This window comes from Bacteroides sp. HPS0048 (genome assembly GCF_964240755.1).
Lineage (GTDB): Bacteria > Bacteroidota > Bacteroidia > Bacteroidales > Bacteroidaceae > Bacteroides > Bacteroides nordii.
In genome coordinates, this window is record NZ_CAXSVC010000004.1 from 270,743 (window position 1) to 290,619 (window position 19,877).

The 19,877-nt window shown below is 42.6% G+C and carries 16 protein-coding genes; 6 read left to right on the plus strand and 10 right to left on the minus strand.

Annotation, left to right across the window (positions count from 1 at the left end; genetic code table 11):
* Positions 1-23: 23 nt before the first annotated feature.
* The 3 genes from ACESQI_RS05385 to ACESQI_RS05395 are packed head-to-tail and all read right to left on the minus strand — an operon-like array spanning position 24 to position 2,872.
* Positions 24-698 carry an HAD family hydrolase gene (locus ACESQI_RS05385; protein WP_373125540.1) on the minus strand — a complete coding sequence of 225 codons (675 nt, stop codon included), beginning with the start codon at positions 696-698 and terminating at the stop codon, positions 24-26.
* Positions 698-1,891, minus strand: a complete 1,194-nt coding sequence (locus ACESQI_RS05390; protein WP_373125536.1) for a glycosyltransferase family 87 protein — start codon at positions 1,889-1,891, stop codon at positions 698-700. Before ACESQI_RS05390 ends, ACESQI_RS05385 begins: the two co-directional genes overlap by 1 nt.
* A gap of 33 nt (positions 1,892-1,924) precedes the next feature.
* Positions 1,925-2,872: a glycosyltransferase family 2 protein gene (locus tag ACESQI_RS05395; protein ID WP_373125537.1), complete on the minus strand. Its 948-nt coding sequence runs from the start codon at positions 2,870-2,872 to the stop codon at positions 1,925-1,927.
* A gap of 291 nt (positions 2,873-3,163) precedes the next feature.
* On the opposite strand from ACESQI_RS05395, the gene ACESQI_RS05400 reads away from it, so the two are divergent.
* The 5 genes from ACESQI_RS05400 (at position 3,164) to ACESQI_RS05420 (ending at position 11,037) form a co-directional block, all read left to right on the plus strand.
* Positions 3,164-4,426: a TolC family protein gene (locus tag ACESQI_RS05400; protein WP_122201529.1), complete on the plus strand. Its 1,263-nt coding sequence runs from the start codon at positions 3,164-3,166 to the stop codon at positions 4,424-4,426.
* Between the two features lie 43 nt (positions 4,427-4,469).
* On the plus strand, positions 4,470-5,525 hold the full coding sequence (locus ACESQI_RS05405; protein WP_229127718.1) for an efflux RND transporter periplasmic adaptor subunit: 1,056 nt from the start codon (positions 4,470-4,472) through the stop codon (positions 5,523-5,525).
* A gap of 15 nt (positions 5,526-5,540) precedes the next feature.
* Entirely contained in the window at positions 5,541-8,666 is a 3,126-nt protein-coding gene (locus ACESQI_RS05410) for an efflux RND transporter permease subunit (protein WP_223382111.1), read from the plus strand.
* Between the two features lie 320 nt (positions 8,667-8,986).
* Entirely contained in the window at positions 8,987-9,664 is a 678-nt protein-coding gene (locus tag ACESQI_RS05415) for a response regulator transcription factor (RefSeq protein ID WP_002562666.1), read from the plus strand.
* A 26-nt stretch (positions 9,665-9,690) separates the two neighbouring features.
* On the plus strand, positions 9,691-11,037 hold the full coding sequence (locus ACESQI_RS05420) for a HAMP domain-containing sensor histidine kinase (protein ID WP_025867739.1): 1,347 nt from the start codon (positions 9,691-9,693) through the stop codon (positions 11,035-11,037).
* On the opposite strand, the gene ACESQI_RS05425 is transcribed toward ACESQI_RS05420, so the two are convergent.
* From ACESQI_RS05425 to ACESQI_RS05455, 7 genes are all read right to left on the minus strand, one after another.
* Positions 11,034-12,563, minus strand: a complete 1,530-nt coding sequence (locus ACESQI_RS05425; protein ID WP_373125538.1) for a hypothetical protein — start codon at positions 12,561-12,563, stop codon at positions 11,034-11,036. The two genes, ACESQI_RS05420 and ACESQI_RS05425, sit on opposite strands and share 4 nt — an antisense overlap.
* A gap of 89 nt (positions 12,564-12,652) precedes the next feature.
* Positions 12,653-13,000 carry an RNA-binding protein gene (locus tag ACESQI_RS05430; RefSeq protein WP_002562669.1) on the minus strand — a complete coding sequence of 116 codons (348 nt, stop codon included), beginning with the start codon at positions 12,998-13,000 and terminating at the stop codon, positions 12,653-12,655.
* A 222-nt stretch (positions 13,001-13,222) separates the two neighbouring features.
* Positions 13,223-13,831: a DUF481 domain-containing protein gene (locus tag ACESQI_RS05435; protein ID WP_320908484.1), complete on the minus strand. Its 609-nt coding sequence runs from the start codon at positions 13,829-13,831 to the stop codon at positions 13,223-13,225.
* A 307-nt stretch (positions 13,832-14,138) separates the two neighbouring features.
* The gene (locus ACESQI_RS05440) at positions 14,139-15,476 is read right to left on the minus strand and encodes an ABC transporter substrate-binding protein (RefSeq protein WP_007486018.1); all 1,338 of its coding nucleotides are present in this window, start codon (positions 15,474-15,476) and stop codon (positions 14,139-14,141) included.
* Between the two features lie 40 nt (positions 15,477-15,516).
* Positions 15,517-16,323 carry an ABC transporter permease gene (locus ACESQI_RS05445; RefSeq protein WP_002562672.1) on the minus strand — a complete coding sequence of 269 codons (807 nt, stop codon included), beginning with the start codon at positions 16,321-16,323 and terminating at the stop codon, positions 15,517-15,519.
* Positions 16,317-17,114 carry an ABC transporter permease gene (locus ACESQI_RS05450; protein WP_002562673.1) on the minus strand — a complete coding sequence of 266 codons (798 nt, stop codon included), beginning with the start codon at positions 17,112-17,114 and terminating at the stop codon, positions 16,317-16,319. The genes ACESQI_RS05445 and ACESQI_RS05450 overlap by 7 nt, the downstream gene beginning before the upstream one ends.
* A gap of 17 nt (positions 17,115-17,131) precedes the next feature.
* The gene (locus tag ACESQI_RS05455; RefSeq protein ID WP_085929628.1) at positions 17,132-18,517 is read right to left on the minus strand and encodes an ABC transporter ATP-binding protein; all 1,386 of its coding nucleotides are present in this window, start codon (positions 18,515-18,517) and stop codon (positions 17,132-17,134) included.
* A 138-nt stretch (positions 18,518-18,655) separates the two neighbouring features.
* Here ACESQI_RS05455 and ACESQI_RS05460 point away from each other — a divergent pair, with 138 nt between their 5' ends.
* Positions 18,656-19,756, plus strand: a complete 1,101-nt coding sequence (locus tag ACESQI_RS05460) for a TlpA disulfide reductase family protein (protein ID WP_122201524.1) — start codon at positions 18,656-18,658, stop codon at positions 19,754-19,756.
* The last annotated feature ends 121 nt before the right edge of the window (positions 19,757-19,877 follow it).

Sequence of the window (19,877 nt, forward strand, 5' to 3'; positions counted from 1 at the left end):
TACTCCCTCCTGTTTATTTTCTGTTACTTCAATAAAAGCTCTCCTAAGTCTGCAATGTCCTCCACAATATAATCAGCTCCGGCTTTCGTCAGCTCCTCTCTGTCACCATATCCATAAAGTACACCGATCGAATCAATGCCTACCGCCTTTGCACCTATGATATCATGCTTCCGGTCACCAATCATCACCACGCGGTTCAGATCCGTAATTCCGTTTTCATGCAGTACATATTCTATCACTTCTGCCTTCGTATGCCTTGAGCCATCCAGACCACTGCCACCTACAAAAGAAAAACAACCGTCCAAATGAAAATGTTCCAAAATAAGCCGGGCAAAAACATCCGGTTTGGAAGTTGCCATCATCAACTGATATCCTTGTTGACGGGCCTTTTCCAGAAGTTCGGCAATGCCGGGATACACCTCATTCTCATAAAGCCCTGTCTCCGAATACCGTTCCCGGTATTTTTTCACTGCCTCCTCTGCCTGTACTTCCGTAAACTGATAAAACTCCATAAAAGAGTCTTTCAGCGGAGGGCCGATAAAAGGACACAATTCCCGAAGGTCGTTCACAACGATGCCGAAGTGATTGAGTGCATAGTCTACAGAGCGGGTAATGCCCTGCATAGGATCAGTAACGGTACCATCCAGATCGAAGAAGAGATACCGGTATTTAGCGGATAAATTATTATTCTGTTTCATCATCTTTTTGACGGACGAAGATAAGGCAAAAGAGTGGCAAAAACAAATGAAGAGCAAAACGTTATCCAAACCATTCGAAGCCAGGTGATTGTGAATATCCAGATATTAAGAGTCATAGTCAGGAAAAAGAAACGCCACACTACACCAGGGCAGAATAAATCTATCGGCATTAATCCTAATACAATCAGATTACTGTAATACAGTATTTTATCTATCCGGGAAGGCTGACGACTATAATACCACAACATATATCCCAGGAGTGCTATTACATAAGTGTGATACTCCGATGAGGTACCGAAAAGAATAACCCATCCCATTAATATACCAAGTGCCTGTACTCTAAATGCAAAATCCTTGTATTTAGACCGGTTTACTAAAACCAAAAAAGCCAATAGAACTATAGCAAAGATCTGGGCTATTGTAGTCCATGCAGGCGGCTGCGAAAAGAATGGCTTCAGATAGAAGAAGGTATGAAAAACACGAAGTGTTTGCTGATGTACCAACCCGTTAAACCAATGTTCATAATATCCTGACAACTCTATAACAGGTATTCTTATCAATGGTATGAAAATATATAGGGCTGCAATTAATGCAACACACCCTAAGTTTTTCCACACTTTAGGATAAAACAACAACATTCCCAACTGAAAAATGCCATAAATTTTAGTAAATCCTGATAACAATATAATCAGGATAGCCGGCAGATACTTACCACGTTCCAGCAAAGAAAATGAAAAGAGAAAGAAATAAGCAACACTGACATTGTACTGAAATGACAGTAATGTTGTTGCTAAAATAGGCAATGTATACAGGAATATCTTGCATTTTGTCTCCTTGGTATATTTATCCGGTAATGTAAATATAGAAATAAAATAGAGCGTAAAATTCATTAAGTTCCACACAAAAGGCGCAAGCCATGAAGGCAAATAAGCAAACGGGCTAAAGAGTATATTAAACAAAGGCCCATAAAGAAACACATCGTGTCCTTTTTCCTCTGCCCATGCTGCTCCGTATGGAATAATACCATTCCAGAAGTCTCTGGTGGCATCACTAAATATCATAAAGTTATACTGTCTGCCACGTGCTACTTCCGAAAACGTAAGGGCAGCCGTCAGAATAAAGCCGATTGTAAACCATAGATTAGTCTTTGCAAAAAGATTGCTACCAACTATTTGCTTCTTAAATATGTACATGATTATTTGTGTGTTTAAAAGTCGAAAATCAGATTAGTTTGTTTCTTCAATGTTTGTACTGTATTCATTTATATAATAGACAGGTCTTTTCTTCGTTTCAGAAAAGACAATACCTAAATATTCGCCTATAATCCCTAATGCGAGTAACTGAATTCCTCCTAAAAAAAGAATAACACTCATCAATGACGGATACCCTGATACAGGATCTCCCCAAATAGCAGCCCGTACAACAACAGTTATTAAATAGACGAATGCCGTGAAAGATACTACGACGCCAATTAACGACACAATACGCAAAGGAGTTTTGGAAAACGAAGTAAAACCTTTAATTGCCAGATTAGTCAATTTCCAATAATTCCATTTAGTACAACCTGCCGCTCTTGCATCCCGCTCATAATATATAGGCTTTTTTTTAAGGCCAATGTAAGAAAACAGTCCTTTCATATTCCGCTCATTTTCTTTCAGTTGCCGCAAAGCATCAATAGCCCGTTTACTAAACATCCTATAATCACCCGTATCTTCTTGGATAGGAATATCCGACATCGTTTTTAATAATCTATAGTATAGCTTGGAAGTGGCTTTCTTCAAAAAGGATTCTCCTTTCCTATTAGAACGCTTTGCATACACATCATCATATCCCTGCTCTATTTCCTTAAACATTTCAAGAATCAATTCGGGAGGATCCTGTAAATCGGCATCAATAATGACCAATGCATCACCTTTTATATAGTCAATGCCGGCAGCCATTGCAATCTCCTTTCCGAAATTACGTGATAAATCAACCAAAGATACCCGTTTATCTTTCTTTTGAACCTTCTTCATCAAAAGCAGAGAGTTATCTTTACTGCCATCATTCACAAACAGTATTTCAGATTTACAAGGTAGCTTTGAAAGTACGCAACTCAGTCTCTCATAGAGTAATAGGAAACACTCTTCTTCATTATAGACAGGCACCAGTACACTTAACATATTTATATCCATGATGAGTTATTACATTTATTGTTCAGAAGTCTATTCTCATAGTATTTATTTTGCGCCGAAATATAAATAATATCTCCTAAACTACACAACCTTTTTATCATAAAAAAAATTAACTGCCAAGCAAATAATCCACTTTATAATAATCTCTTCAATATATCAATAAAAACTCTGTATACAGAGCAACAAACCTATTTCTAACCACTTTCTAATCTCACCTAAGTGTATTATAATCACCTTTAGAATGCCTTTCAAAGAGAGAGCCTTACTTTTGTCCGCAAATTAAAAGTAAGAATGAAAAGGCTGATTATTATTTTATTTTTCTCTTCTATCTACGGGCTCCTGCATGCACAGGAATCTCCTTTGCAGCTATCACTGAAAGATGCAGAAAAGATGTTTTTAGAACGCAACCTGTCATTAATTGCCGAACGATATAATATTGACAAGGCACAGGCACAAGTGACACAGGCACGGTTATTTGACAATCCCGTAATCTCACTTGAACAGAATGTATACAACCGACTGAACGGTAAGTACTTTGATGTAGGAAAAGAAGGAGAAGCCACTGCCGAAATAGAACAGGTTATCAATCTTGCCGGACAACGTAATAAACGGGTACGGCTGGAAAAGGTAAACAAGGAGATAGCCGAACATCAATTTGAAGAAGTATTGCGTACCCTGCGAAGCGAACTGAACAAGACTTTTGTTGAAATATGTTTCTCCACCCGCTCTATCGGGATATACGACAAAGAGATCGAATCTCTCAGCCTGTTGATGAAAGCCTTCAGGGAGCAGCAAAATAAAGGAAACATCTCTCTGTTAGAGAGTTCACGATTGGAATCTTTACTCCTATCGCTCCGTAAAGAGAAGAATGAACAGGAAAACAACCTCGTGAACTTACGTGGTGAGCTAAACTTGTTACTAAGCCTCCCTGCCGGACAGGATATAGACCTGCTGCTGGATGATGATATTCTGAAACAAGTGGATACAGCTGCCGTTCCTTTTGCGGATATGGATAATATGCTTTCTGTCCGTCCTGATCTGAAAATGGCCCATAGCAATGTTACGGCTGCCAAAGCGAACCTGAAGTTACAGCGTTCTATGGCAGCGCCGGAGTTTTCAATCAAAGGTATGTATGACCGCGCCGGAAACTTCATCAACAACTACTTCGCCGTAGGGGTCAGTGTCTCCGTCCCTATCTTCAACCGTAACCAGGGAAACATTAAATCGGCTAAAATCGATATTATGCAAAACGGAAAGGAAGAAGAATATGCCATAGAAAAGGCACGTATGGAGTTATATGCAGCTTATAGTCAGCTACAAAAAGCAGTAGAATTGTACCGGTCGTCCAATGATGAACTGGAGCACAATTTCGGACGCCTTATCGAAGGAGTAAATGCAAACTTCCGGAAACGGAACATCAGTATGCTTGAATTCATCGACTATTATCAAAGCTACAAAGAAACCTGCCTGCAACTGTATGAGCTCAAAAAAGATGTATTCCTCGCTATGGAGAACTTAAACACAATTGTCGGACAAACTGTATTTAACTATTAGAATCAATATGAACCGTATCTTACTACCCGTTTGCCTCTGCGTCATGATACTGAGTGCTTGTGGCGGACAAACAGAAACTCCCAAAGAGATATCTCAGGAACTCTTCCTTACAGACAGTTTACAAAACGTAGTATCGGTAGATACTGTATACACACATGAAGTGACTGACGAACTGACTCTCAACGGCAGGGTTACTTTCAATCAGGAACAGGTAGCACGTGTGTTTCCTATTTTCGGAGGTACAGTGACTGAGGTCTCTGCCGAAATCGGCGATCATGTACGCAAAGGAGATATACTTGCCATCATCCGGAGTGGCGAAGTAGCCGATTATGAGAAACAAAAGAAAGAAGCAGAACAACAACTTATCATCGCCCGTCGCAACTTGCAATCTGTACAGGATATGTTTACCTCCGGCATGGCATCAGAACGTGATGTATTGCAAGCTCACCAGGAACTAAACAATGCCGAAGCAGAAGAAAAGAGAATCACGGAGATCTTCTCCATCTATCATCTTGCCGGAAAATCGCTTTATCTGGTGAAAGCCCCGGTATCCGGTTTTATCGTAGAAAAGAATATCAATAAAGAGATGCAGATACGTTCGGACCAAAACGATGAGATGTTTACCATCTCCGGGTTGGAGAATGTATGGGTAATGGCAGACGTATATGAGAGCGACATCAGTAAGGTACACGAAGGTGCTCCGGTACGTATCACTACCCTCGCCTACCCGGACAAAGAGTTCAGCGGAAAGATAGACAAAGTGTACAACATGCTGAATGACGAAAGCAAAACGATGAGTGTACGGATAAAACTCACCAATAAAGATTACCTGCTAAAACCGGGCATGTTTACCAATGTATGCGTGATAAGTAAGGTATCCGATAAGAAACTGCCACGCATAGACTCACACGCCCTTGTTTTTGAAAATGGAAAAAACTATGTAGTAGCAGCAGACGCCAACGGCAAACTCACTATAAAGGAAGTTGAAGTCTACCGCCAACTGAGCAAAGAGTGCTATCTTTCATCGGGTGTACAAGAGGGAGACCACATTCTGAATAAAAATGTATTGCTGGTTTACAACGCATTGAATGCTGATTAAAAGGAGGAACAAACGATGCATAAGTTTATTGACAACATTGTAGCCTTCTCACTGAAGAACAAGTTTTTTATCTTTTTCTGTACCACGATAGCCGTCATTGCCGGAGTTGTATCCTTTAAACATACTCCGATTGATGCCTTTCCGGATGTAACGAATACCAAAGTGACCATCATCACCCAATGGCCGGGACGCAGTGCCGAAGAAGTGGAGAAGTTCATCACTATCCCCATTGAGATAGCGATGAATCCGGTGCAGAAGAAAACAGATATACGCTCCACTACCCTTTTTGGACTGTCGGTTATCAACGTGATGTTTGAAGATCAGGTGGACGACTTCACCGCGCGCCAGCAAGTGTACAATTTATTGAATGATGCTGATCTGCCGGATGGGATAACACCGGAAGTACAACCCCTCTACGGCCCTACGGGAGAGATATTCCGCTATACTTTGCGCAGTGATAAGCGAAACGTACGGGAACTGAAAACCATCCAGGACTGGGTGATTGAACGTAACCTCCGTTCGGTATCGGGCGTGGCAGATATCGTTAGTTTCGGCGGAGAGGTAAAAACGTTTGAAGTAAGCGTCAACCCTCACCAGCTTATTAATTACGGTATCACCGCGCTGGAGCTTTACAATGCCATCGCCAACAGTAACATCAATGTGGGTGGCGACGTGATCACCAAAAGTTCACAGGCATACGTAGTACGCGGTATCGGCCTCATCAACGACCTGGAAGAGTTACGGAACATCGTAGTGAAGAATATCAACGGCACTCCTGTGTTAGTACGCCATCTGGCAGATGTACACGAATCCTCCCTGCCTCGCCTGGGACAAGTAGGAAGAATGGATGAAGACGATGTAGTACAAGGCATCGTCGTAATGCGTAAGGGAGAAAACCCGGGAGAAGTGATTGATGCTCTAAAGACCAAAATAGAAGATATCAACAAGAATGTATTGCCTAAGGATGTACAGATTGTACCCTTCTATGACCGTGAGGACCTTGTAAACCTCGCCGTACGAACGGTGACACATAACCTGATCGAAGGAATCCTGCTCGTGACCTTCATTGTACTGATATTCATGGCAGACTGGCGGACTACAGTGGTAGTGGCGGTAGTTATCCCGCTGGCACTGCTCTTTGCCTTTATCTGCCTGCGTGCCATGGGGATGTCGGCCAATCTCTTATCGATGGGAGCTATCGACTTCGGTATTATTATAGACGGTGCCGTGGTAATGGTGGAAGGGGTATTTGTGGCGCTCGATAAGAAAGCACGGGAAGTAGGAATGCCGGCTTTCAACCGTATGTCGAAAATGGGACTGATCCGCCATACAGCCAAAGACAAGGCAAAGGCTGTCTTTTTCTCCAAACTGATTATTATCACAGCCCTTATTCCTATCTTCTCTTTCCAGAAAGTAGAAGGCAAGATGTTCTCACCTCTCGCCTATACTCTCGGTTTTGCCTTGTTGGGTGCATTATTATTCACGCTTACACTGGTTCCGGTGATGTCGTCTATGTTATTAAAGAAGAATGTACGTGAAAAGAACAACTTCTTTGTCCGCTTCATCAACGAGAAGGCGAGCGCCCTGTTCAATAAATGCTATGCGCACCGCAAACTATCCATCGGGTTGGCAAGTATCGTGGCTGTTGTCGGATTGTGGATGTTTACTCTGTTAGGTACTGAGTTCCTGCCACAGTTGAACGAAGGTTCTATCTACATCCGTGCTACCCTGCCACAAAGTATCTCGCTGGACGAATCGGTGAAACTCGCCAATCAGATGAGGCGCAAACTCGCTGCTTATCCTGAGGTAAGACAAGTGCTTTCACAGACCGGACGCCCCAACGACGGTACGGATGCAACGGGGTTCTACAATATTGAATTTCATGTAGATATCTATCCGGAAAAAGAGTGGGAAAGCAAACTGAGCAAGCTGCAACTGATAGATAAAATGCAGGATGACCTCTCACTCTATCCCGGTATCGACTTCAACTTTTCCCAGCCTATCACGGACAATGTGGAAGAAGCCGCTTCGGGTGTCAAAGGGTCTATCGCCGTAAAAGTATTCGGCAAAGACTTGTACAAGTCTGAGAAGATAGCAGTAGAAATAGACAAAATACTCGCTACCGTACAAGGTATCGAAGACTTGGGTGTCATCCGTAACATCGGGCAGCCGGAACTGCGCATTGAATTGAATGAGCAGAGCCTGGCACGCTACGGTGTAGCTAAAGAAGATGTACAATCCATCATCGAAATGGCCATTGGCGGCAAGTCGGCTTCATTGCTTTACGAAGATGAACGCAAATTTAACATAATGGTGCGGTACAAACCGGAATACCGCCAAAATGAAGAAGAGATAGGCAAGATACTGGTACCCACCATGAACGGCACCATGATACCCATCAAAGAACTGGCAGAGATAAAGACCATTACCGGTCCTCTGCTGATATTCCGTGATAACCACACACGCTTCTGTGCCGTGAAATTCTCCGTACGCGGACGGGATATGGGAACTGCCGTAGCCGAAGCACAGAAGAAAGTGAATGCCTCTATACACCTGCCCGAAGGCTATACACTGAAATGGACAGGAGACTTTGAAAACCAGCAAAGGGCCACAAAACGCCTCTCACAGGTAGTTCCGGTAAGCATTGCCATCATCTTTATCATCCTGTTTGTGTTGTTCTCCAACGCCCGGGATGCCGGACTGGTGCTGCTGAATGTACCTTTCGCCGCTGTTGGTGGCATTATCGCATTGCTCATCACGCACTTTAACTTCTCCATTTCGGCGGGTATCGGGTTTATCGCCTTATTCGGCATTTGCATTCAGAATGGTGTCATCATGATTTCGGATATCAAACATAACATACAGGCACGACTCCCCCTGCCCGAAGCGATCCAGACAAGTATGCGTTCCCGCATCCGTCCGGTAGTGATGACGGCAGCTATGGCAGCCATTGGCCTGATGCCGGCAGCTATGAGTCATGGTATCGGGTCGGAATCACAACGCCCCTTGGCTATTGTCATCATCGGCGGACTGATAGGAGCTACTTTCTTCGCCCTTTTCATTTTCCCGCTGATTGTGGAAGTGGTATACGAAAAGATGCTGTATGATAAAGAGGGAAACCTGAATCAGAGAAAGTTATGAGCAGATTCACCACAGAAGGTATGGAAAGGAACGTACCTCGTAGACAAACCTACCGGAGGTCATAGAGGAGGGATGTTTTACATGTACATGTAAAGCAGCATGACATGTACATGTGGAGCAGTACGACATGCACATGTCGTACTGTATTAGATGTACATGTAAAATAATCCACCCCACCGACAAACGGAAGGTACCTCAGTGACAAACCCTACGTTCCATACGGGACCTCACATCACAAGGTTCAAAAGAAAAAACGCCGTACCCCCTGTGTCCTCTGTTGTGAATCTCGTATATTTGCAAAATACTAAAACAACTCGTTCATGGCAAAGATATTATTGGTAGAAGATGAGATAAACATTGCCTCGTTCATCGAACGCGGATTACGGGAATTCGGGCACACAGTCACCGTAGCCCATGACGGCACTTCCGGCTGGGAACTGTTGCAGAATGAAGCATTCGACTTGCTGATACTGGACATTATCATGCCCGGAACAAACGGATTGGATCTATGCAGGCAATATCGCCAGAGAGAAGGGTATCAGACCCCCGTCGTCATGCTCACGGCATTAGGTACTACCGAAGATATCGTAAAGGGACTCGATGCCGGAGCAGATGATTATCTGGTAAAACCTTTCAGTTTTCAGGAGTTGGAAGCCCGTATCAAAGCATTGCTCCGCCGGGGCAAAGAAAGCCCGGCACTGCAACTCACCTGCAACGATCTTGTATTGGACTGTAATACCCGTCGTGCCCAGCGGGGAGAGTTCACCATTGACCTCACCGTAAAGGAGTACCGCCTTTTAGAGTACTTTATGACACACCAGGGCACCGTTCTCTCGCGCCTTACGCTGTTGAAAGATGTGTGGGACAAGAACTTCGATACCAACACCAATGTGGTAGATGTCTACGTAAACTATCTGCGAAATAAGATAGATAAAGATTTCGAGACGAAACTCATTCATACGGTTGTGGGAATGGGGTACATCATGGGAATACAATAACAAAAAAGATGTAGGGAGTACAAAAGATGAAAATAGGATCCAGGATAGCACTGTTTTATACCATCATCACCGTAGGAGCCATCACTGCGGTGGTTATGGTATTCTACTTTTTCACCTCTCGGTATATCAATCACCTCTATGACTCTTACCTGATAGAGAAGGCTTATCTGACTGCTCAGAAACATTGGGAAAAAGATGAGGTAGACGAATACAGTTACCGCGAAATTCAGCAGAAGTACAACGAGCTACTGCCACAGGCGCAAGAGATATTGCTGAATATGGACAGTGTACCGATGGCTGTAAACGATTCTCTGAACAAATACCTCGACAGCAACCAGCAGGCACGCCTGTTCAAAGATCTCCCGGTCTCCTTCGTTTATGGCAAGCTGAGAGGCGCTGCACTCCACTACCCCGACAATGAAGGCGACTTTATTGTTTTGGTAATGGCAAACAATACCTATGGATACGAGATTCAAAAGCATATCCTTCTGCTCGCCGTATTCCTCCTGCTGATAAGCTGCGGCCTCATCTATCTCCTCGGAAGAATTTATGCCAACCGTATTCTGCGTCCTTTGCAGCACATCCTCAAAGAGCTGAAACGCATTCGCGGAAACAATCTGAATGTACGGATGAAAACCTTCGATAACAAAGACGAACTGGACGAACTTATCAGAACCCTGAATGAAATGCTAGACAGGATAGATACTGCATTCCAGGCAGAAAAGTCATTCATCAGCAATGCCTCGCATGAACTGAATAACCCGCTCACCGCCATTCAAGGAGAATGTGAAATCAGCCTGCTCAAAGAACGTTCTGCTACGGAATACATAGACTCGCTGCAACGCATCTCCACAGAAAGCAAGCGCATCACCCAACTGATAAAACACCTGCTTTTCCTCTCCCGCCAGGATGAAGATATATTGCAAAACGCTAAGGAGAAGATAGACCTCGTTGTGCTCCTGCGCGACTTATGCCTGCAATATCCACAAGTGACATTCAACACGAATGAGACAGATGGAAGCGTCCATATCACAGCCAACTTCTATCTGCTGCGTATCGCACTGCAAAACATAATAGATAATGCCCGGAAGTACTCAAAAGAGCAGGTAGACGTCAGTTTAAGCATTCGTGAAGATTGCCCGGTCATTGAGGTAAAAGACTACGGGATCGGCATTCCGGAGAAAGAAATACATCATATCTTCCACTCCTTTTACCGGGCAAGCAACACCCGCGAGTATACAGGACAGGGAATCGGACTGAGCTTATCTATGAAGATATTATCAGTGTATGGTGGTAAGATAACAATCGATTCAGAAGTAAACTGCTACACCAAAGTAACGATGACTTTTCCACACATCCGAAAACAGAATTAAAATCCGCAAATCCGGCCTACTACCCCATATGCTTCCTGTATTACCTCTTGCGGATAACCGCAAATATCAAGAATGCGTATGGCATTGCGTTCTGTCACCGGGCCGGACTTCAGTTTGTAATCAAAAGACAGTACCCCGTCTTCTACACTTTCGCAGAAGTGATACAAGTCATATTCAGCTTTCAACAGGGAGGCAAGTTCAATGTCATGGGTAGAGATAAACACAAGGTTTCTTTGCACCACCAATGCCGAAAGCACTGCTTTGGCTATGGCAATCCGCTCAATTGTATTAGTCCCCTTAAACAATTCATCCAGCAGAAACAGATGGTTTCCTTCCCGGCTCAGATCAATCATCTCCTTAACGGTCTGTACTTCTTGCAGAAAGAAACTTTTTCCTTCCATTAAGCTATCTTCCATATGAATAGCAGAAGCCAACTTCAAATCCGGAGAAGAACAAAAATGATGTGCAAAACAAGTATGCAGCGCTCCTGCAGAAAGCAGATTCACTCCTATTGAACGGATAAAACTCGTCTTTCCTGACATATTAGAGCCGGTAATCAATGCAGATTTACCATGGAGGGTAATAGCATTGGAAACACAATTTTCTATCAGCGGGTGGTAGATATCCTCTACTTGAAATGAAATCTCTTCAGGACAAAACTCAGGCAATGAGTAGTAAGGTAATTTACTCCGAAGCTCAGAAACAGAGCATAAAACATCTATCAGCCCGAAAAAGCGGAATACCAGTTCCAACTTCTGCTGTTTTCCCTGTAAAAGAAAAAAAGCACGGGATGCTGAGATTGCCTCGGTCAGAAAAAACATGTTAAACAACTCAGTGAATAAATAAACCATAAAAGCCAAATCGCTTTCAAGGCGGATACTCAGACGGAAAGAAGCTAAACGTTTCCTCAATGGCATTAAGTCGGACAACACTTCCGTGATCTCTTTATTAATTGAGAGGCAGAGCGGCCGTTTCGTTAACTTCTCTGACTGCTTCAACAAATTCAATAATTGTGGCACAGAAAACAAATATGCCTGCATCTCTGTCTTTTTACGATAGTGCAACACAAGGTTTACAAGCAGCCCTGCCAACATTAACCAGAGAAACCCGACAGAAGAGGTGACGTATAATAATCCCAACGAAAGTGCCGGAATGAATTGCAATACCCTCAGTAATAAGTAGAAAGAACGTGAACAGACCGGATGAGTGGCCGAGAACAACGAGGCAATCGAACAGGCATCCACATGATTCAGTTTTTTCAACTCATTTTGGATATCACGGCGCAAAACAGTATCAGCAGAAAGAGAATCGAGCATCTTCTCCTGACCCGCCACCTCTGACGTACGGTTATAGTGTAATACATCATATAAATACTGTCTGCCTACACAAGAAGAAGTATGGTCGGCAAACAGGAAAAAATCATCCAGATTCAAGTCTTCCCAGGTCCGTTCGGACAGTAAACTATTTGTGTCCGTCGTGGCTTTATACTCATGATAAAGTGCAATGTCTGATAGTGTTTCTCTCATCCTACAAATATATAAAAAGAAAGGCATCCAAAGAATATCTTTGAATGCCTTTTTACTATGCGTACATAGCGTTTCCGCTTTTCGTCAGATTAATATCTGTCACGACCGCCACCGTAGCCACCGCCACGATTACCGCCACCGTAACCACCGCCACGATTGCCACCGCCGTTATAGCTGCGACGCGGAGCAGATTCTTCCTTAGGACGAGCTACAGATACAGCAAGCTTTCTGCCATCTATTTCTGCTTCGTTCAATGCTGAAATAGCCTTATTACCGGCTTCTTCATCTGCCATCTCCACGAAACCATAACCTTTAGAACGGCCAGTCTCTCTGTCAGAAATAACTCTCGCTGAGGCTACTTCTCCATACTCTGCAAACAACTCTGTTAAATCGGAATCGCTAATGTTATAGCTCAATCCTGCAATAAAAATGTTCATCGAAAAAAAATAATTAATTCTTAAATAATAAAATGATTTTGTTAGAGAAGTCTTGTTAAGGAGATAAATAACTCTGCAATAATATTGAGAAGGAACCGATCTTACTTATCAGAAATCTTTAAAACGTGGTAAATATAGACATTAAGTGGGGATTTAGAAAAAAAAAAGGCAATTTCTTTAAAAATAAATGCAAAAAAGGTGGGACGGTATTACAAATACAGCTCAAAAACAAAAAATTAAACCAGTCAGATACATCCATTCCCACTTCCTTAGAACAGTATTGTACTGATAATAAACACCTGTTTTCAGCTGAAATTTATTATTAAACTGATAAGTAACGCCTCCTCCTGTTCCCATTGTGTAAAGACTGCGCGGTGTGTGATACCTATCGGATATATAGTTGGTAGAAAGATAAAGCGAAAGCTTTTTCGTCAGTTTATAATCGGCTTCAGCTTCCGACCGGACACTGTATGCAGAGTAAGTTTCTACCGGCAAAGAAGCTGAAGAGAAATAATCTCCACGAACGGTTAATCGCCGGGAAGGTTTCCAAAGAGACAGGCTTCTAAGCTGATTCGTCTGTGAGAAACGCACCGGAGTCATGCCGGGAAGAGAAGGACGCGGCCAATGAGGAACAAAAGGTTTATCGGGACGTAGAATCTCAAAGTCCGGCAACTTGACAGCAGGCAGAGGAGATTTGAAAGTCCCCGGTTTACGCTCGCCGGGGACTGAAATCAAATCATCCAGATGAAGCCCTTCGAACGGGACTTCCTGCGCCAAGAGAGTAACAGAACAGAATAGACATAGAATAGTATAGATGCAAATTTCCCTCATACGGCATCTGGTTTTATCCATTAGACGCTCACATGAGGGAAATGCTGCAAACAAATTAATTAAAAATTGATAATCGATTAAGACTGTGTAGTAATGAATGCATTTCACCACAGAGTAACACGGAGTTCCACAGAGTAGTATTTGTCTGATGAAACGCAGATTAACACAAATGAACGCAGATTAAAAGACTGTATTTCTTTATCTTAGATTTGTTTCCCTTTGCGAAAATCTGCGATCATCTGCGTTTCAATAAAAATTTAAACTCTGTGGAACTCCGTGTTACTCTGTGGTGAATAATGTATTAAGATTACAACGACTTCTGATTCTTCTTTCTACGGCTGCGACGTCTCTGTAACTTCTTACGCTGATATCGCTGTATGCGTTTGTAGATCATCCATCCACTCATTACACCTACCACCACAAAGATAAGAATGGTAATACCCACTCCCAGATTGTCTCCTTTGATACGAGACCATATTTCAAGCACCTCTTTGGTCTTATCACCAAAGTCACGAATCATTGCACAACGTTCTACCACACTACGGTCCGGATATTGAATACGATTGATCTGAATACTATCTGCACCGGAACCAAAAAAATAGCTCAAGTCGGAATAATAAGTCAACGTCGTATCTATTTTTTCTTCCATAATCTCGGGAGAAGCAATAGAACTTACGTATCCACAGGCATCCATATTCCGAATAGCAATATCGGGACGACACATGAAATTAATAAAATAACTGGCAGCTTTCGGGTTGCGTGCATATTTCGGAATCACCCAACCATCATACCAAATGTTGCTACCTTCCTTTGGGACTACATAATCAAGGCCCACTCCCACTGCCTCAGCCTCTTCAATAGCCCACATGGCGTCACCACTCCACGTCATATTAATCCAGGCCTTATTTTTTGTCATCATCTCTTTTCCGAAATCAGCCTCCCAGCCGGCAATATTAGGCTTCATCGCTTTGAGGTATTTCTCTACTATTGCCATCGCTTCAGGAGAATAATCGTTCATCAGTTGTTCAACCGTTACTTTTCCTTCTTCCAACTCTTTAGCATGAGAGTAGATGATAGCTGTTCCGTATGCATCACGATAAGCATCTTTCATCAGAATTTTACCGGCATATTTCTTATCCCAAAGACACTCCCAAGTGTCTACCTCCTGCTCGGTAACAAAAGCCTTGTTATAAAGAATCCCTGCTGTACCCCACATGTAACAAACTGCATATTGGTTGGCAGGACGTCCCGGCTGGCTAAGTTTAGCTATCTGTTCACGGATATATGGAGAAACATTGTTCATATAATCGGGCGAATGAGCAAAAACAGTATCAATGGGCAACAGCAAATCTTTCCTTAGCATACGCTCAATGATATACTCCGAAGGACAAACGACATCAAAATCCTCGTGTCCTTTTTCAATCTTGGTAAGCATTATCTCATTGATATCAAACGTCTGATAAACAATGCGGATATCTTCTCCGGTCTGCTCCTTATAGTAAGCCTGAAAATCTTCTAATACACCCTCTCCGATATAATCAGCCCAATTGTATATCTTCAGTACCTTTCCGCGTGGCTCACCTGTGTTGTAACAACCGGTAAGTAGAAGTCCCGATAAAATAAATATAGATAGAATCTTCTTCATAAACAGTTCTTTTATAGTATACCCCCATTTCATCCTTCCATCACCGTTTTCCGTTACTCCCCGTGCGGGAAGTACCTGCTCTGCGATTAATGACAATCAATAACGCAAGAACTACCACGAAGATAATCGTAGAAAGCGGACGAAGTTCCGGCGTTAACCCTCCCTTACGGGCATCAGCATAAATATAAGTAGAAAGCGTCTCCAACCCCTCGTTACCAATGGTGAACACCGTTACTGCAAAATCATCAATTGAGAGCGTCAGTGCAAGCATGAAACCACTAATCATTCCCGGACGAATCTCCGGAATAATCACTTTACGTAATGCCTGCATCGGGGTAGCTCCCAAATCAAGAGCGGCTTCGTAAAGGTTCGGATTCATCTGTTTGAGGCGTGGTAACACACTAAGCACCACGTAAGGAGTACAAAATGTAATATGCGCCAGTACCACAGTTGTATAGCCCTGTGAGATACCTAATGAAACAAACAGCAGGAACAGAGATATACCAGTGATAATATCTCCGTTCAGAATAGGAATACTATTCACAAAACCGATAGTCTTACGGGCACGATTCTTTAAATTAAAGATGCCGATAGCTGTAACACTCCCTAACAAAGTAGAAGCTGTGGCTGCTATCAAAGCGATAGTGACCGTATTCATCAACGCATTCATCAACGAATGATGGGTTCCGGTTGTAAACAGAGAAGAGTAGAGTTTTGTTGAAAATCCGGTCCAGTTTCCCAAAACTTTGGCTTCGGTAAATGAATAGATCACTATAATCACAATCGGCGAATAAAGCAGTAACAGCAATATCCACAGATAGGTTTGAGCAAGAATCTTCTTTACCATAACCCACCTCCTTCGTTAGAATTGTCTTTATCATCCGTACTGAACAACGAGGTAGCAGCAATCAGCAACAACATAATAAGAGACAGGGCCGCACCATAGTTCCACATACTGTTGTTGATATTCTCCTGAATGGTAGTACCGAAAAGTTTTATATTGTTCATCGTCAGTAGCTCGGCAATGGCAAAAGTAGAAATAGTAGGCATAAACACCATCATAATACCACTCATCACTCCCGGCATAGACAGGGGCAGAACAGCTTTAAGAAACACCTGAACCGGATTGGCTCCCAAATCCTGTGCCGCTTCAATATAACTATGATCCATCTTCTGCAACGTATTGTAAATAGGATAAATCATGAAAGGAATAAAGTTGTACACCATACCGAAAATCAATGCTCCCTCTCCCAATGGCATACTGAAAAAATCGAATAAGGCAACAGTAGCAAGTGTACGCACCAGAATATTAACCCACATAGGAAGGATAAACAGCACTACCAAAGTTTTGGAACGGTTCAACTTGGCATTACTCAGAATCCAGGCTGCCGGATACCCCAAAAGGATACAAATAAGTGTTGTTATGATAGCTATCCCGATGGAATATACAAAAGTGTTGATCGCCTCATGGTGAGTAAAGAACTTCTCAAAGTTCTCTAATGTAAGATGCCCGCTGTCATCGGTAAATGCATAGACCACAATAAGAAGCAACGGAATAACAACGAATATCGCCGAAAAGATAATGTAAGGGAGGGTCCAACTCTTACGTGATGAAAAAAAGATTGATAACTTATTCACCTCTTTACTTTTAATTTCTAATTATTAATTATCCGGATTCCGTCTGGAGGGATAGTAATACCTACACGATCGCCATCATCCCATACGTCATTCGTATCTACAAAAACATTCTCGTCCCAATCCGACCACACTGTCAGATGATAGTGGTCTCCCTTGTAAAGGATAAATTTCACATCTCCCGTCAGCATACCATCTTCTTCATTATCCTGCAAAATGATTTTGTCGAAGTCTACTTCTACACGGACATCTGTACCGGCAGCAATATCAGAAACAGGAACACACTCAAAGTTGCATCCGAGAAATTCTACATGCGTATCATCAACCAGTTTTCCTTCAAAAGTATTGCAGACACGCTCTTTTCTCATAATATGAATATCGAACGGTTTCACCAGTAATCCTACCTCAGCACCGACTTCAAAATGATGATAATCCTGCACCAGAAATTCATATCCATTGCAAAGTACCGTCATTTCATAATGTACTCCTTTGAATACAGAAGACTGCACTACTCCCACCAGCTGTGCCATGTCAGACACAGGAAAGATGTATAAATCTTCCGGACGAATCACCACATCCACCGGCACATTCTCACCAAAACCTTCGTCCACACATTCGAACTCGGTTCCGCAAAAACGGACCAGCTTATCTTTCAGCATCGTTCCGTTCAGGATATTACTTTCACCTATAAAGTCAGCAACAAATGAGTTGATCGGTTCATTATATATATCAATCGGCGTACCAATCTGCTGGATCTTTCCTTCGCTCATCACCACAATAGTGTCACTCAGTGTCAATGCCTCTTCCTGATCATGCGTCACATACACAAATGTGATACCTAACCTCTTGTGCATTTCCTTCAACTCCATCTGCATGTCTTTGCGCATCTTGAGGTCAAGTGCTGCCAATGGTTCGTCAAGCAACAATACTTCCGGCTCATTGACAATGGCACGGGCAATAGCTACCCGTTGTTGTTGCCCGCCCGAAAGCGAATCTACATCACGATATTCATAATCCGTCATACCCACCATCTTCAAAGCAGCTTTCACTTTCTTTTCAATCACCTGCTTTGGTGTCTTTTTCAGCTTCAAACCGAAAGCAATATTATCATACACATTCAGATGTGGGAAAAGAGCGTACTTTTGAAACACGGTATTCACCGGGCGCTTATGGGGCGGCGTCTGTGTTATTTCCTTACCAGATATCTTTATTTCACCCTCCGTAGCGGTCTGAAAACCAGCAATAAGACGCAACAATGTGGTTTTACCACAACCCGAAGGTCCGAGAATCGTCACGAATTCTCCCTTCTTCACGTTTAAGGTCACATTATCCAAAGCGGTCTTTTCGCCAAAGAACTTCGATACGGCATTAACCTCAATAATGGATTTGTTTTCTTGCATATTCATACTCAATTTGGGATGCAAAGGTACACATTTCTATGATTTCCTCCTACGTGTTAATCTAATATAACAGAGTTTTCCCATGATAAGACTGAAAAATAATCTATCTTTGCATAAATATTTATTCACTAATCTCACAAAAGCATGAAAAAGTTAACTTATTTGTTCGTTGCTGCAGCCGCTTTAGGTATGGTAGCATGTAACGGCAACAAACCCGGCTACGTTATCACCGGTACAGTAGAAGGAGCGGCAGACGGTGACACTGTATTTCTACAGGAAGTAGTAGGCAGACAACTTAGCAAGCTGGATACTGCAATTATTACAAAAGGAACCTTTACCTTTGAAGGTGTGCAGGATTCTGCTGTCAACCGTTACATTACATCCGGTAAGGGTAACGAGGCTTTACTTATAGACTTCTTCCTTGAAAACGGTAAGATCAATATAGCACTGACCAGAGATAATGATTCGGCAACCGGTACAGCCAACAATGATGCATATCAGGAAATCCGTAATAAGATCAATGCGTTGAATCAGAAAGCAACTCCTCTTTATGAATCAATGAGAAGTGCCGATATAACCGATGAACAGAAAGAAGCTAATATGAAGGAACTTGAAAAACTCGAAGAAGAGTTGGGACAAGTTTACAAAGAAGGTATCGAGAAGAATATCACAAACCCTGTCGGTATTCATCTGTTCAAAAGCAATTATTATAATATGACAACTGCTGAGAATGATGCTTTACTACAACAGATCCCGGCTCAATTCCAGAATGACGAAACAATCGTAAAGATCAAGGAAATGACCGAGAAGCAAAAGAAGACTGCCGTAGGGCAAAAATTCATTGACTTCGAAATGTTGACTCCCGACGGAAAACCTGTGAAATTGTCTGATTATGTAGGCAAAGGTAAAGTTGTTCTTATTGATTTCTGGGCAAGCTGGTGCGGTCCTTGTCGTCGCGAAATGCCTAATCTCGTAGATGCTTACGCTAAATATAAAGGTAAAAACTTTGAGATTGTTGGCGTATCACTCGACCAGAGTGCCGATGCATGGAAAGAATCTATCAAGAATCTGAAAATCACATGGCCACAGATGTCCGATCTGAAATACTGGGGTAGCGAAGGTGCACAACTGTATGCTGTAAACAGTATTCCTCATACCATTCTGATTGACGGTGAAGGTACAATCATCGCACGTGGACTCCACGGCGAAGGACTCCAAACCAAACTGGCTGAAGTACTGAAATAAAAAAGTATCGTGAGGGTGCGTCAATAAAGTAAATTAACCATCATTAAAACGCAGATTAACGCTAATTTACGCAAAGATTAAATTAAATCCGCGGTCATTTGTGTTAATCTGCGTTTCTAAA

Coding starts and splice junctions, on each gene's coding strand:
- ACESQI_RS05455 (WP_085929628.1), bottom strand. CDS start 18,517: ATGAATATGCAAGAAAACAAATCCATTATTGAGGTTAATGCCGTATCG.
- ACESQI_RS05420 (WP_025867739.1), top strand. CDS start 9,691: ATGAAAATAGGATCCAGGATAGCACTGTTTTATACCATCATCACCGTA.
- ACESQI_RS05430 (WP_002562669.1), bottom strand. CDS start 13,000: ATGAACATTTTTATTGCAGGATTGAGCTATAACATTAGCGATTCCGAT.
- ACESQI_RS05425 (WP_373125538.1), bottom strand. CDS start 12,563: ATGAGAGAAACACTATCAGACATTGCACTTTATCATGAGTATAAAGCC.
- ACESQI_RS05445 (WP_002562672.1), bottom strand. CDS start 16,323: ATGGTAAAGAAGATTCTTGCTCAAACCTATCTGTGGATATTGCTGTTA.
- ACESQI_RS05385 (WP_373125540.1), bottom strand. CDS start 698: ATGAAACAGAATAATAATTTATCCGCTAAATACCGGTATCTCTTCTTC.
- ACESQI_RS05400 (WP_122201529.1), top strand. CDS start 3,164: ATGAAAAGGCTGATTATTATTTTATTTTTCTCTTCTATCTACGGGCTC.
- ACESQI_RS05390 (WP_373125536.1), bottom strand. CDS start 1,891: ATGTACATATTTAAGAAGCAAATAGTTGGTAGCAATCTTTTTGCAAAG.
- ACESQI_RS05395 (WP_373125537.1), bottom strand. CDS start 2,872: ATGGATATAAATATGTTAAGTGTACTGGTGCCTGTCTATAATGAAGAA.
- ACESQI_RS05460 (WP_122201524.1), top strand. CDS start 18,656: ATGAAAAAGTTAACTTATTTGTTCGTTGCTGCAGCCGCTTTAGGTATG.
- ACESQI_RS05415 (WP_002562666.1), top strand. CDS start 8,987: ATGGCAAAGATATTATTGGTAGAAGATGAGATAAACATTGCCTCGTTC.
- ACESQI_RS05440 (WP_007486018.1), bottom strand. CDS start 15,476: ATGAAGAAGATTCTATCTATATTTATTTTATCGGGACTTCTACTTACC.
- ACESQI_RS05435 (WP_320908484.1), bottom strand. CDS start 13,831: ATGAGGGAAATTTGCATCTATACTATTCTATGTCTATTCTGTTCTGTT.
- ACESQI_RS05405 (WP_229127718.1), top strand. CDS start 4,470: ATGATACTGAGTGCTTGTGGCGGACAAACAGAAACTCCCAAAGAGATA.
- ACESQI_RS05410 (WP_223382111.1), top strand. CDS start 5,541: ATGCATAAGTTTATTGACAACATTGTAGCCTTCTCACTGAAGAACAAG.